The following is a 12,578-nucleotide window of genomic DNA, read 5'->3' on the forward strand; positions in this document are numbered from 1 at the left end:
CCGCTGGTGATATCCAGTCCCCGGACGGACGGAGAATCACCATGACCGATGTCGCCGACATCAACGCGGAAGAAAAAACCGGCGGGGGGATCAAGCGCATCCTGCTGCCGCTGGGGCTGGCCCTTGTCCTGGGCGGGGCGGGCTTCGCCTCGACCTGGCTTGGCTTCTGGTCGCCCATGTCGCTTCTGGCGCCCAGGCAGGAAAAGGTGCAGCCCGTGGCCGCGCCGGCCGTGGCTTTCGTCGACATTCCCCAGATCGTGCTGACGCTGGCCGGGCCGCGGGCGCGGACCCTGGTGATGACGGTCAAGATCGAGACCGACCAGAACCGCCGCGCCGAGGTCGAGCACCTGATCCCGCGCCTGCTGGACAGCTTCAACGGCTTTCTCACCGACATAGACCCCGCGGCTTTCGAAAAGCGCGGAATATTGGACATCGTCCGCGACGAGCTGGCGACCCGCGCCGTCTTCGTCCTGGGCAAGGAGGCGTTCACCGATGTCCTCATCACGGAGTTCAGGATCCAATGACGATTGCGCAGCTTTTACAGGTCGTTCTGATCACCTTCACCATCGGGCTGTCGGGATTCTGCTTCATGCTGGCCCGCCGGCTGCGCAAGCTGAACGACCTGGAGACCGGCCTGGGCGGCGCCATCGCCGTCATGACCAGCGAGATCGGCCGGCTGGAGAAATCCATCCTGCTGGCCAAGGCCGAAGCCACCGCCGCCACCCAGGCCCTTGCCGACGAGATCGAGCGCGCCAAGCAGGAACGCGCCTTCTGGATGCTCCAGCAGAAATTCGCCGAGCCCGGCCCGCAGCGGCCGAACCGGCTGCAACGCCGCCGGCGGCGCGAGGGGGCGGTGGCCGATGCGTAAGCCGGTCCTGTCGATCCTGGGCGGCGTGATGATCCTGGCCGCGGCCGGCCAGGCGGCGATGCTGATGGACGGGCTGTCGCGCCTGTCGGCCCATGCCGTGCCGTCCGAGCTGATGGCCGGCTGCACCGATGTCCCCGAAGCGGTGGCCTTGGCCGAGACGCTGCGCGAACGCGCCTTGCGCATCGACCGCTACATGCAGGACATCGAGCGTCGCAAGGCCGAGATCGCCTCGGCCGAAAGGCGGCTGACCGAGCGGCTTATCGAACTGCGCAAGATCAAGCAGCAGATCGCCCAGAACAACCGGGGCCAAAGCCAAGCGCAGACCGAGGACATCGCACGGCTGATCGCGGTCTACGACCAGATGAAGCCGGAACAGGCGGCCATGGTCCTGTCGAACCTGCCGCCGGATTTCGCCGCGCAGATCCTTGCCCGCGTCCAGCCGGAAACCGGCGCACGCATCATGGCCTCGGTCGAGCCGGGCCATGCCGCGGTCCTGACCTCATACATGGGCGCCCTTCGGGCCGCCGGGAAGTAGGTGAACAGATGTTCGGCATGATCGGCATTGTCGTGACCTTCGCGATGGTCTTCGGCGGCTACCTTCTGGCCGGCGGAAAGCTGGGGGTCATCCTGCATTCGCTGCCCTTCGAGATGATGATGATCGGCGGGGCGGCGATCGGCTCGTTCCTGCTGTCCAACGAGACGGTGGTGATCAAGCAGGCGCTGGGCGGCATCGGCCGCTCGCTCAAGGGGCCGCGCTGGCACGAATCCGACGTGCAGGACGTGCTGTGCCTGCTGTTCCAGCTGCTGCGGATCGCCCGCGCCAGCCCGGTCGAGCTGGAAGAGCATATCGAGAACCCCGGCTCCTCGCCGATCTTCCAGGCCTATCCGCGGATCCTGGCCGACGAGCATGTGGTGACGCTGATCGCCGACACCCTGCGCTCGGCCAGCCTGAACTACGACGACCCCTATCAGGTCGAGGAGATGCTTTCGCAGCGCATCGGGCTGATGAACGAGGAAGCCATGCATGCGCCGCATGCGCTGCAGAATATGGCCGACGCCCTGCCGGCGCTGGGGATCGTCGCCGCCGTGCTGGGCGTGATCAAGACCATGAGCTCGATCGACCAGCCGCCCGAGGTGCTGGGCAAGATGATCGGCGGCGCCCTGGTCGGCACCTTCCTGGGCGTGTTCCTGGCCTATGGGCTCGTCGCGCCCTTCGCCCAGCGGCTTGGGGCGGTGACCAGGCAGGACCAGGCCTTCTACGACGTGATCAAGTCGGTGCTGATCGCCGGGCTGCACCAGCATGCGACCAACCTTTGCGTCGAGGTGGGCCGGCAATCCGCGCCCGAACATGTCCGCCCCTCGTTCGGCGACGTCGAGAACGCGCTGCGCGAGCTGAAGAGGGCATCGTGATCGCGGTGCTGATCCTGTCCGCGGCGCTTGCCGCCGGACCCGGCCCGGACGGGGCGCCGACCCGCGACGGCCTGATCCGCGAGGCGACCGACCGGCTGCTTTACGGCGAGCCGCTGCCGGCCGACATGGGCGACAGGCTGATGCGGCTTTCGCCCGCGGACCGGATCGAAGTCCTGATCTTTCTCAGGCGCTCGGGCATGCTGGCCGGCCCGGCCTGGAGCATCGAGCGCCTGCTTGAACCCGCCAGACCCCCCAGCCCCCAGGGAGCCCAGGAATGAGCCTTGCCGAGACATCCGCAACCGGCTGGGCGGCGCGGCCGCTGATCATCACCGGGGTTCTGCTGCTGATCGTGCTGTCCATGGTCATCCCCATGCCGGCGCGGCTGCTGGACCTGGGGATCGCACTGTCCATCGCCAGCGCGACGCTGATCCTGGTGATGGCCTCGCTGGTGGAAAAGCCCACCGATTTCCAGGCTTTCCCGGTCCTGCTGCTGGTCTCGCTGCTGATCCGGCTGTCGCTGAACATCTCGTCGACGCGACTGATCCTGACCGACGGCCAGAACGGCACCGCCGCAGCGGGCCATGTCATCCAGGCCTTTGCGGAATTCGTCGCCGGCGGCTCGCTCCTGGTCGGGCTGACGGTGTTTGCCGTGATCACGGTGGTGAACTTCATGGTCATCACCAAGGGGTCGGGGCGCATGGCCGAGGTCTCGGCCCGCTTCGCGCTGGATTCGCTGCCCGGCAAGCAGCTGGCCATCGACGGCGACCTGAACTCGGGCGCCATCGACCATGACGAGGCCAAGCGCCGCCGCGCCCGCGAACAGCGCGAGATCAGCTTCTTCGGCTCGCTCGACGGCGCGTCGAAATTCGTCAAGGGCGACGCCATCGCCGGCCTGGTCATCACGCTGATCAACCTGTTCGTCGGCCTGGCCGCGGGCGTCCTTTTGCACGGCATGCCCCTGGGCGAGGCGATGAGCACCTATTCCAAGCTGACCATCGGCGACGGGCTGGTCAGCCAGATCCCGGCGCTGATCACCTCGATGGCGGCGGCGCTGCTGCTGTCACGCGGCGGCGCGACCGAGACGACGGCGGACCTTCTGTCGCAGCAATTCCTCAGCAACTGGCAGGTGCCCTTCATCAGCGCGGTCGGGATGCTGGTCATCGGCATGGTGCCCGGCATGCCGACGCTGGTGTTCTTCGGCCTGGCGGCGGTGCTGGGCACGACGGCCTGGTTCATCCGCGCCCGCCAGGACAAGGCGGCCCCCAGGGCCGCGCCGGACGAGCCCCGGAACGCCGCACCTGCGCCGACCCGCATCGGCGACGTGCTGGACACCGACGAGATCTGCGTCGAGATCGGTGCGGGGCTGATCGTCAGCGCGCTGGACCCGGCGCGCGGGCTGGGCCAGCGCATCACCAACCTGCGGCTGCATATCGCCCGCGCCTACGGGCTGATCCTGCCCGATGTCCGCATCACCGACGGCACCGGCTTCCAGGACGGCGAATATGTCATCCGACTGCACGGCGTGGTGCGCGGCAAGGGCGTCCTGCGGCCGCAGGGCGTGCTGGCCTTGGGGGCGGAATCCACGCTCGAGGGGCTTGCGGGCGAAAGCGTGCGCGAGCCGGTCTACGACAGCGCCGCGCGCTGGATCGCCCCGGAATGGCAGGACGAGGCGGCGATCGCCGGCGCCACCGTCGTCACCCCGATGGAGGTTCTGTCCACGCATCTGATGGAGGTGGTCAAGACCAACCTGCCCGCGCTTCTGACCCTGTCCTCGATGCAACGCATGATCCGCGAGCTGTGCGGCGTTTCGGACGAGCATCGCGCCCAGGTCAACCAGCGCTTCTTCGACAGCATGGTGCCCGACAAGGTGTCGCCCGAGATGCTGCTGGCCGTGCTGCGCGGCCTGCTGGAGGAACGCATCTCGATCCGCAACCTGGTTCTCATCACCGACGCGGTTCACGAATCGCGCAATGCCGCCTCGCCCGAGGCCGTCTATGAACAGGTGCGCAAGCGCCTGCGCGGCCAGATCACCGAACAGTTCCTGGATCAGGACGGCTATCTGGGGTTGCTGCAGCTGCATCCGCAATGGGAGGCCGAGATCGCCCGCGGCGAGGCCGAGGGCGCCAGGGCCGGGGCCAGTGCCGTCCCGCAGATCCAGAAACGCCTGGCCGAGGCCGTCCAGGCCACCCTGGCCGGCCTGTCCCCCGGACTGGAGGTGGTGCTTGCGGTGCCCGATCACCGCAGGCGCCTGGTGCGGATGATGCTGTCCTCGGCCGGGATCGCGACGCCGGTGCTGGGGCTGGACGAGATCGACCCCGCCGCGCAGATCCGGCTGCGCGGCACGGTGGCGCCATGACGCAATTCCTGGCCGATCCGCGCCTGGCGGCCATGCTGGCCACGCTGATGCTGACCTATTGCCGGGTGCAGGCCTGTTTCGCGATGCTGCCGGTCTTTTCCGAACGCGCCCTGCCGGTGCGGGTGCGCGCCGCGCTGGCCATGGCGGTCACGCCCCTGCTGGCGGAAGGCGCGCAGCCCCTTGGGGACATCGGCAGCCTGCTGCACCTGGCCGCCCTGGCCGGGGCCGAGATCCTGACCGGGCTGGTGCTGGGCGGGCTGGTGCGGCTCTTCGCGGTGGCGCTGGACATCGCGGCGACGGCCATGGCCGCGACCGCATCGCTGTCGCAACTGATCGGCGCCGCCAACGAATATTCCCCGCATCCGATCGGCAACCTGATGCACCTGGCGGGCCTCGCCCTGCTGATGGCCCTGGGCTTTCCGATCCTCGCCTTCGACCTGTTGCGCGAAAGCCTGGTGCTGCGGCCCTTGGGCGACTGGCCGCAGGTCTCCGAGGTGCTCTCCAGCGCCGTCGCGCTTGTCGGGCAGGGCTTCGTTCTGGCCATGCTGCTGGCGGCGCCCTTCATCCTGGGCGGGTTCCTGTTCCAGGTGCTGTCGGGCATGATCAGCAAGGTCATGCCCACGCTGCCGGTCGTCTTCATCGTCGCCCCCGGCGCGATCCTGCTGGCCTTGCTGGCGCTGGTCGTGCTGGCGCCCTCGATCCTGTCCGTCTGGGCCGATGTGGTCCTCGGCAAGATGGGAACGCTGCTGCGATGAGCCAGGAAAGCAGCGACGACAAGCAATTCGACGCCTCGGAAAGCAAGCTGCGCAAGGCGCGGCAGGAAGGCGACGTCCCCCGCTCGGCCGAACTGCAATCGGCGCTGATGTATCTGGGCTTCTGGTTCGCGGCGCTGTTTGCCAGCGCCTGGGCCGCGCCGGCATGGATCGGCATGGCCGCGCGCGCGCTTGGCGGCGAGCCCTGGCCCGACGGCGAGGGCCGCACCGTCACCGACCTGGCCCGCGCCCTTGCGGGACAGGCGGGGCTGGCGACCCTGGCCGGCGTGGCGATCATCGCCCTGCCGATCCTGCTGGGCATGGTGGCGCAGCACTCGGTCGTGCTGACGCCCAAGAAGCTGCTGCCCGATTTCAAGCGCATCAACCCGGTCAAGAACGCCGCGCAGAAATTCGGCAAGAGCGGGCTGGTCGCCTTTGCCATCTCGCTGGGAAAGGCGCTGCTGGTCGGGGTGGGCGGCTGGTTCCTTTACGCCTCGCTCCTGTCCTGGCTGATGGCCTCGGGCGCCATGCAGGATCTGCAATGGGTCGAGGGGCTGGGCCTGATCCTGCGCCGGGCGGTGCTGCTGGCGCTGGGGATCGGCGCGGTCTTCGCCGTCATCGACCTGATCTGGAAGCGCCTGGAATACCTCAAGCGGCACCGCATGTCCCGCCAGGAGATGCAGGACGAGCACAAGGAGAACGAGGGCGACCCCCACCTGAAGGCCGCACGCCGGCAAAAGGGCGTGGACATCGTGCTCAGCACCATGCTGGCCGATGTCGAAAAGGCCGATGTGATCATCGTCAACCCGACGCATTTCGCCGTGGCGCTGGAATGGAAGCGCGGCAGCGGCCGGGCACCGGTCTGCCTGGCGAAAGGGGTGGACGAGGTCGCCCGCCGCATCCGCGAGCGCGCGCAGGAACACCAGGTGCCGATCTGGTCGGATCCGCCCTGCGCCCGCGCGCTGCATGCCACGGTCGAGATCGGGCACGAGATCAGGCCCGAGCATTTCGCCCCGGTCGCCGCCGCGATCCGCTTTGCCGAGGCCATGCGCAAGAAGGCGCGCGAGGGCTGGGGCGGCGCCCCCCGCCGCAGGGAGGAAGCATGAGACAGGACCGCGACGCGCTGGCCGGGCTGGAGCGGATCGCCCGGCTCAAGGCGGATATGGAGATGCGCCGCCTGGCCGCCTTTCGCGCCCATGTCGAGGCGACGCGCCATCGGATCGGCCAGCTGGAGACCGAGCTTCAGGCGATCTATCGCGCCGACCAGCCGTTTTCCGTGGCCGAGGCGCGGCTGACCAACGCGCTGGCCGGGGAACGCAGCCGGGCGCTGCTGGCCGCCGAGGAAGAGCTGGCCCGGATCCTGCCCGGCTATGAGCTGGCCCGGCAGGCGGCCGCGCGCGAATTCGGCCGCGGCGAGGCCGTGCAGGCGCTGCGAAAGGATCTGGAGGCGCAGGCGCGGCGCGACAGGGCGCGGCGGGGCGGCGGATGACGGCGCGGGCCTGCGACAAAACGCCGCTAGCCCGGCAAGCCGGAGGGCAGATGCCTGCCCTGCCCGACGGCCGGCCTGGCCGGGGCGGCGACCGTGGCCGATCCAGGAGCCCCGCGCAGGCGAATCATGCCAAGCGGGCGTGGCGCCTGCGAATTTTTTTCGCGCCCGCGGCCTTCCCATCCGGCCGGCGCGGGGCGATGCGGGTCGGCAAAATGCGCCGCTTCTTCAGGTTTTTGCCATCCGCGTCACAAGGCCGCCCCGGCAAAGACGATTCGCTATTGATCCAACGGAGATGCTGGGCCAATCAGGAAACAACTTTTAGACATATTGTACTTCACCGCGCAGAACCTTTGCAACGAATCCGGTTTGCCCTTATGGAACGGGAAGGCTCGATTTGCGTCGGCGTTACGGTGTCTGAGTTCCGTTCTGCGGGACACGCAGGGCAGGTTAAGGAGTAATGAGGGGGTTCTAGCGGATGCCTAAGGCTCTTCCGGTAACGCGTGGTCGCAAATTCTTGCAGGTGCTGGAGGGCGCCCGGACCATTTTTCTGCGCGATGGCTTCGAGGGGGCGAGTGTCGATGACATCGCCCGCGAGGCAGCAGTGTCCAAGGCGACGCTCTACAGCTATTTTCCCGACAAGCGCGTCATGTTCATGGAGGTTTTCCGCAACGAGCTTGCCCGCGAGGCGGCCGATGCCAGCGCCCTGATCGAGGTCGAGCTGCCGGTCGAGCAGGTGCTGCCCTTCATCGTCCAGATCATCTCGGCGCATATGATCTCGGAATTCGGGCTGCGGATCTTCCGGGTCAGCGTGGGCGAGGCCGAGCGCTTCCCCTCGCTCGCGCAGGAATATTACGAATCGGGGCCGGCGCTGCTGCGCCAGCAGCTGATCGGCTATCTGGAGCGCTGCATCGAACGCGGCGAATTGCGCATTCCCGACCTGGAACTGGCCGCCGACCAGCTTATCGAGCTGGCCGGGGTCACGATCCACGACCGCGCCCTGTTCCTGGGACCGCAATCGGTGGACAAGGAGCTTCTGCGCAAGGTGAACCGCAGCGCGGTGGCCATGTTCCTGTCCTGCTACGGCAACGGCCGGAACGCGCTGGCCGAGGCGGCCGAATAGGCCGCCGCACCCGCGGTTTCGCAGCAACGCCGCGCCGCAATCGTCAAGGCGCCGCTTCTCATTCCGACGCCGCGCCCTTATGCTGCCGCGCCAGAAATTCCCTTACTGGATGATTGCCCGATGACCCGAGCCCTGATCGCGCTTCTTGCCCTTGCCCCCCTGGCCGCCTGCGCCCCGGCCTATGCGCCGGCGCCCGAGCCGGTTCCGGCCGTCGCGCCGCTGCCGCCCGTGCCGGTGGCCGGTGTCAGCGGGCTGGAATCGCGCGAACCTGACGCCTGCCATGCCAAGAACTATGTCTCGGCCCTGGGCCAGCCCGGCAGCATCATCCCGACCCTGGGCGTGACCCGCGATTATCGCGTCGTCGAATATCGCGGCATCGAGCCGCAGGAATACGATCCGCTGCGCATCGTCTTCCGGCTGGATGCGGCAGGCAATATCTACAATATCGATTGCGGCTGACGATGCGGAGGATCGGGCGTTTCCTGCTGCTGGCGCCGCTTTGCGCGCTGGCAGCCTGTGCCGAGGCCCCGCCCCCGGCGCAGCCGCCGGCGTCGCAGGCCGACAGCTGCAACGCGGCGCCGTTCCGGGGCCTGGTCGGCCAGCCGCGCGCGGTGCTGGACAGGATGATCCTGCCCGCCGGCACCCGCATCATCGGCCCGCGCGATGCGGTGACGATGGATTACCGCGCCGACCGGATGAATTTCGAGATCGGCGAGAACGGCCGGATCGCCAAGATCGGCTGTTATTGACACGCATGGCTGCGGCGGGCGGAACCGCCGCGCCCCCATGCGACGCGCTTGCGGCATGACGAAGTCCTAGGCCCCAGGGGCCTTTGGGTCGGAAGCACGCCGCATTCCCTGGCGGCCGGTTCCACCGGGCCGCGCCTTTCGCGATATGCGCTACGATATGGGGCCGGCCAGCCCGGTTGCGCCGCGCCGGGCTGGACCCAAGGCGCGGCCGATCCGGCAAGGGCCGGGCCTTGCCGCGCGCCATGCCAGGATCGCGGCTATGGACCGGCTGGGGCGGATGCTCTAGACCTTTCCGGGGCAAGCAGGCGGCCCAAGGAGGAGCTGGGAATTGGCCACGCTGAAGGATGTCGCGCGGGCCGCCGGGCTGTCGATCACGCAGACCAGCCGGGCGCTGAACGACCATTCCGATGTGAACGAGACGACGCGCAAACGGGTCAAGGCCGTGGCGCGGTCGCTGAACTATCAGGCCAATATCTCGGCGCGCAAGCTGGTGACCGGGCGTTCGGGCATGGTGGCGCTGGTGGTGCCGCAATCGACCAACCTGGCCGAGGACGGGCTGTTCATGGAGGGCGTCGCCGGGCTTTCGGCGCAATTCTCGGGGCGCGGCATGCAATTCGTGCTGCATGTCACCCGCCCGCAAGAGCCGGTCATCGAGGTCTACAAGCGCCTGATCGGCAACGGGGTTCTGGACGGTTTCGTGCTGTTCAGCCCCTCGGACGACGACCCGCGCGCGGCCTTCCTGCGCGACAACGACATCCCCTTCGTGGTGCATGGCCGCATCGGCCCGGCGCCCGACCACGCCTATTTCGACATCGAGAACGAAGGCATCCTGCACCAGATGGCCAGCCACCTGACCGGGCTTGGCCATCGCCGCATCGCGCTGATCAACGGCCGGCCGGGGCTGAGCTTCGCCTCGGCCCGGCTGCGCGGCTATCGCCGGGCGCTGGAGCAGGCCGGCATCGCCTTCGACCCGGCGCTGACCCGGCACGGCGAGATGACCGAGGCGCTGGGGCTGGTCTCGACCGTCGAGATGTTCCGCCAGGGCGACCGGCCCCCGACCGCGATCATCTGCAGCCATGTCCATATCGCCAAGGGCGTCTACAAGGCGCTCGAGGCGCTGGGGCTGGGGATACCCGGCGATGTCTCGGTCATGGCGCATGACGACCACCTGCCGGCGCTGCGGGCCTCGGCCTTCTTCCCGGCGCTCAGCGTGACCAAGGCGCCGCTGCGCGACAGCTGGGAGCCGCTGGCCGATTGCCTGGCCGGCCTGCTCGAGGGCCGGCCGCTGAAGGAATTGCAGCGCGTGGGCCCGCATGAGCTGATCATCCGCAACTCGACCGGCCCGGCGCCGGAGCCATTCGACAAGGACGAGCCATGACCCTTCCCGACCGTGCCGCGATCGAGGCGATGGACGCGCAAGACCCGCTGCGCCACCTGCGCGACGCCTTCATCCTGTCCCCGGACGAAGTCTATCTGGACGGCAATTCCCTGGGCGTGCCGACCCACGCCGCGCAAGAGGAGCTGCTGCGCGCCGCCCGCGACGAATGGGCCGGCCAGCTGATCCGCAGCTGGAATGGCGCCGGCTGGTTCGACCTGCCGGTCGAGCTGGGCGAGCGCATCGGCCGGCTGGTCGGCGCGGCGCCGGGGCAGGTGGTGGTGGCGGACACCACCTCGGTCAACATCTACAAGGCGCTGCATGCCGCCATGGCGCTGCGGCCGGGGCGCCGCACCATCGTCGCGGAAAGCGGCAGCTTCCCGACCGACCTCTATATCGCCGAGGGCGTCGCCTCGACCCTGCCCGGCGCGCGGCTGCGGCTGGAGGGCGTGGACGGCGCCACCATCGAGGATCTGCTGGATACCGATGTCGCCGCCGTGCTGGTCAACCATGTGAACTACAAGACCGGCGAATTGCGCGACATGGCGGCCCTGACTGCGCGCATCCAGGCGGCGGGCGCCATCGCCGTCTGGGATCTGTGCCATTCGGCCGGGGCGCTGCCGGTGGAACTGGACGCGGCGGGGGCGGATTTCGCCGTCGGCTGCACCTATAAATACCTGAACGGCGGGCCGGGTTCGCCGGCCTTCGTCTATGTCGCGCACCGGCACCTGGGGCAGGCGCGCCAACCGCTCAGCGGATGGTGGGGCCATGCCCGGCCCTTCGCCTTCGAGACGGGATACGAGGGCGACCCCGGCATCCGCCGCTTTCAATGCGGCACCCAGCCGATCCTGTCGATGCGGGCGCTCAAGGGCGCGCTGGCGATCTGGGACAGGGTGGACATGGACGTCTTGCGGGCGAAAAGCCTGGCCCTGACCGATCTGTTCATCCGGCTGGTCGAGGCGCGCTGCGCCGGGCTGGGGCTAACGCTGGAAAGCCCGCGCGAACCCGCCCGCCGCGGCAGCCAGGTCGCCTTCGGCCACGACCACGCCTGGCCGGTGATGCAGGCGCTGATCGCGCGCGGGGTGATCGGCGATTTCCGCGCGCCCTCGACGCTGCGCTTCGGCTTTGCGCCGCTCTACCTGCGCCATGTCGACGTGCTGCGCGCGGTCGAGGTGCTGGAGGAGGTGCTGAAAAGCGCAAGCTGGAAAGACCCGCGCTTTGCCCGGCCCGCCGCCGTGACCTGAGGGACGAATGCGCCCGGCGCCGCAGGGCGGCTAGTTCAGGTATTTCTCGGGATCGACGCTGTCGAAGCCGTTGCGCACCTCGAAATGCACGACGCCCTGGCTGCGGGTCTTGCCCAGCGGGGTGCCGGCGTTGACGGACTGGCCCTTGGTCACGGCGACATCCTCGAGCCCGGCATAGACGGTCATCAGGTTGCCTTCGTGGCGCACGACGATGATCGGCACCTGGTCGGTGTCGCGGGTGATGGCGGCGACGGTGCCGCTGCCGGCGGCCGCAACCGTGCTGCCGGGTGCCGCGGAAATGTCGATGCCGTCGTTCTTGCCCTTCTGGTAGGTGCGGATGATGGCGCCGTTGGCGGGCATGCGGAACTTGCCGCTGCCCGAGGCGGCGGTGCGGGTCTGGCCCAGGTCGGGGCCGGCCGGCTTGTTCACCGCGCTGGCGGCGGGCTGCGTGCGCTCGTTCGGCAGGGGCTCGGCCGAGGATGGCGGCCGGGGCGTCGGGCTTCCGGTTCCGGGCGCGGTGACGACCGCCGTGGCGGGGCGGCTTTGCCCGGCGACGGGGATCAGCAGGCGCTGGCCGGTGCGCAGCGTCATCTGCTGCGTCAGCCCGTTCCACTGGGCCAGGTCGTTGACCGAGACATTGTATTTGCGGGCGATGGACCAGGCCGTCTCGCCGGCGGCGACGACATGCTGGCGGGGCTGGCTGGCGGCCGGCAGGGTCTGCGCCGTCACCGCCCCCGCCGCCCCCGCGGCCGGGGGCACGTTCGGCTGCCGCACGCCCTGCCCGGCAAAGGGATCGCTGACCTGCCCGGTGGACGAGACGACAGGCGCCGCCGCCGGCACCCCGGCGGAAACGCGGCGCGGCAGGGCGACCACCGCGCCGGGGTTCAGCACGGTATTGGCCTCGATGGCGTTGTACCTGGCCAGTTCGGCCGCGTTCAGCCCCAGCCGGGCGGCGATGGTGGCCACCGTATCGCCCTGCCGCGCGATGGCGACCTGGTAGCCCGGATAGGAGATCACGCCGCGCTGGTCCGGCGCCGGACGGGGCTGGGCCCGCGCCGCCGCCCCGGAGGTTTCCAGCCCGCCCCGGCCCCAACGCCGCAGGTCGGGGTCGAAATTGCTGAAATCCAGGCCACCCTGCGGCCCGCAGGACGCCAGCGCCACCGCAGCGCCGGCGAGCATCGCCAACTGCCTGATCTTGATCATCTGCCCGTTCCT

Annotated in this window: 15 protein-coding genes; 14 read left to right on the forward strand and 1 reads right to left on the reverse strand. The window is 69.1% G+C overall.

The window, feature by feature from the left end:
* Positions 1-41: 41 nt before the first annotated feature.
* From KF941_RS11960 to kynU, 14 genes are all read left to right on the forward strand, one after another.
* Complete coding sequence (locus KF941_RS11960) at positions 42-524, forward strand: flagellar basal body-associated FliL family protein (protein ID WP_036751574.1); 483 nt, start codon at positions 42-44, stop codon at positions 522-524.
* Entirely contained in the window at positions 521-868 is a 348-nt protein-coding gene (locus KF941_RS11965; RefSeq protein ID WP_036751577.1) for a hypothetical protein, read from the forward strand. Before KF941_RS11960 ends, KF941_RS11965 begins: the two co-directional genes overlap by 4 nt.
* On the forward strand, positions 861-1,403 hold the full coding sequence (locus tag KF941_RS11970) for a hypothetical protein (protein WP_036751579.1): 543 nt from the start codon (positions 861-863) through the stop codon (positions 1,401-1,403). Before KF941_RS11965 ends, KF941_RS11970 begins: the two co-directional genes overlap by 8 nt.
* 8 nt (positions 1,404-1,411) lie before the next feature.
* Entirely contained in the window at positions 1,412-2,278 is an 867-nt protein-coding gene (motA, locus tag KF941_RS11975; RefSeq protein ID WP_116223175.1) for a flagellar motor stator protein MotA, read from the forward strand.
* Complete coding sequence (locus KF941_RS11980) at positions 2,275-2,556, forward strand: hypothetical protein (RefSeq protein WP_036751584.1); 282 nt, start codon at positions 2,275-2,277, stop codon at positions 2,554-2,556. Before motA ends, KF941_RS11980 begins: the two co-directional genes overlap by 4 nt.
* Positions 2,553-4,634 (forward strand): flagellar biosynthesis protein FlhA, encoded by a 2,082-nt coding sequence (locus KF941_RS11985; RefSeq protein ID WP_214273424.1) that lies wholly within the window; start codon positions 2,553-2,555, stop codon positions 4,632-4,634. The genes KF941_RS11980 and KF941_RS11985 overlap by 4 nt, the downstream gene beginning before the upstream one ends.
* Positions 4,631-5,389, forward strand: a complete 759-nt coding sequence (locus tag KF941_RS11990; protein ID WP_214273425.1) for a flagellar biosynthetic protein FliR — start codon at positions 4,631-4,633, stop codon at positions 5,387-5,389. The genes KF941_RS11985 and KF941_RS11990 overlap by 4 nt, the downstream gene beginning before the upstream one ends.
* Positions 5,386-6,492 (forward strand): flagellar type III secretion system protein FlhB, encoded by a 1,107-nt coding sequence (locus tag KF941_RS11995; protein ID WP_214273426.1) that lies wholly within the window; start codon positions 5,386-5,388, stop codon positions 6,490-6,492. The genes KF941_RS11990 and KF941_RS11995 overlap by 4 nt, the downstream gene beginning before the upstream one ends.
* Positions 6,489-6,875, forward strand: a complete 387-nt coding sequence (locus KF941_RS12000; RefSeq protein ID WP_214273427.1) for a hypothetical protein — start codon at positions 6,489-6,491, stop codon at positions 6,873-6,875. The genes KF941_RS11995 and KF941_RS12000 overlap by 4 nt, the downstream gene beginning before the upstream one ends.
* A 475-nt stretch (positions 6,876-7,350) precedes the next feature.
* Positions 7,351-7,995 (forward strand): TetR/AcrR family transcriptional regulator, encoded by a 645-nt coding sequence (locus KF941_RS12005; protein ID WP_036751594.1) that lies wholly within the window; start codon positions 7,351-7,353, stop codon positions 7,993-7,995.
* Positions 7,996-8,115: 120 nt separating this feature from the next.
* Complete coding sequence (locus tag KF941_RS12010) at positions 8,116-8,454, forward strand: hypothetical protein (RefSeq protein WP_024842717.1); 339 nt, start codon at positions 8,116-8,118, stop codon at positions 8,452-8,454.
* A gap of 2 nt (positions 8,455-8,456) precedes the next feature.
* Positions 8,457-8,744 (forward strand): I78 family peptidase inhibitor, encoded by a 288-nt coding sequence (locus KF941_RS12015; RefSeq protein WP_214273428.1) that lies wholly within the window; start codon positions 8,457-8,459, stop codon positions 8,742-8,744.
* A 328-nt stretch (positions 8,745-9,072) separates the two neighbouring features.
* The gene (locus KF941_RS12020) at positions 9,073-10,122 is read left to right on the forward strand and encodes a substrate-binding domain-containing protein (protein ID WP_116223181.1); all 1,050 of its coding nucleotides are present in this window, start codon (positions 9,073-9,075) and stop codon (positions 10,120-10,122) included.
* Positions 10,119-11,363, forward strand: a complete 1,245-nt coding sequence (kynU, locus tag KF941_RS12025; protein ID WP_214273429.1) for a kynureninase — start codon at positions 10,119-10,121, stop codon at positions 11,361-11,363. Before KF941_RS12020 ends, kynU begins: the two co-directional genes overlap by 4 nt.
* Before the next feature lie 30 nt (positions 11,364-11,393).
* Here the strand turns inward: kynU and KF941_RS12030 are convergent, their stop codons facing one another.
* Positions 11,394-12,566: a LysM peptidoglycan-binding domain-containing protein gene (locus KF941_RS12030; RefSeq protein ID WP_214273430.1), complete on the reverse strand. Its 1,173-nt coding sequence runs from the start codon at positions 12,564-12,566 to the stop codon at positions 11,394-11,396.
* Between the last annotated feature and the right edge of the window lie 12 nt (positions 12,567-12,578).

Origin of the sequence: Paracoccus sp. pheM1, assembly GCF_018499825.1 — a bacterium.
GTDB lineage: Bacteria > Pseudomonadota > Alphaproteobacteria > Rhodobacterales > Rhodobacteraceae > Paracoccus > Paracoccus versutus.

Excerpts from the sequence above, each read along its gene's own strand:
- KF941_RS12005 (WP_036751594.1), top strand. The coding sequence starts at position 7,351 with ATGCCTAAGGCTCTTCCGGTAACGCGTGGTCGCAAATTCTTGCAGGTG.
- KF941_RS12010 (WP_024842717.1), top strand. The coding sequence starts at position 8,116 with ATGACCCGAGCCCTGATCGCGCTTCTTGCCCTTGCCCCCCTGGCCGCC.
- KF941_RS11995 (WP_214273426.1), top strand. The coding sequence starts at position 5,386 with ATGAGCCAGGAAAGCAGCGACGACAAGCAATTCGACGCCTCGGAAAGC.
- KF941_RS11970 (WP_036751579.1), top strand. The coding sequence starts at position 861 with ATGCGTAAGCCGGTCCTGTCGATCCTGGGCGGCGTGATGATCCTGGCC.
- KF941_RS11985 (WP_214273424.1), top strand. The coding sequence starts at position 2,553 with ATGAGCCTTGCCGAGACATCCGCAACCGGCTGGGCGGCGCGGCCGCTG.
- KF941_RS12030 (WP_214273430.1), bottom strand. The coding sequence starts at position 12,566 with ATGATCAAGATCAGGCAGTTGGCGATGCTCGCCGGCGCTGCGGTGGCG.
- kynU (WP_214273429.1), top strand. The coding sequence starts at position 10,119 with ATGACCCTTCCCGACCGTGCCGCGATCGAGGCGATGGACGCGCAAGAC.
- KF941_RS11960 (WP_036751574.1), top strand. The coding sequence starts at position 42 with ATGACCGATGTCGCCGACATCAACGCGGAAGAAAAAACCGGCGGGGGG.
- KF941_RS12015 (WP_214273428.1), top strand. The coding sequence starts at position 8,457 with ATGCGGAGGATCGGGCGTTTCCTGCTGCTGGCGCCGCTTTGCGCGCTG.
- KF941_RS11965 (WP_036751577.1), top strand. The coding sequence starts at position 521 with ATGACGATTGCGCAGCTTTTACAGGTCGTTCTGATCACCTTCACCATC.
- motA (WP_116223175.1), top strand. The coding sequence starts at position 1,412 with ATGTTCGGCATGATCGGCATTGTCGTGACCTTCGCGATGGTCTTCGGC.
- KF941_RS12000 (WP_214273427.1), top strand. The coding sequence starts at position 6,489 with ATGAGACAGGACCGCGACGCGCTGGCCGGGCTGGAGCGGATCGCCCGG.
- KF941_RS11990 (WP_214273425.1), top strand. The coding sequence starts at position 4,631 with ATGACGCAATTCCTGGCCGATCCGCGCCTGGCGGCCATGCTGGCCACG.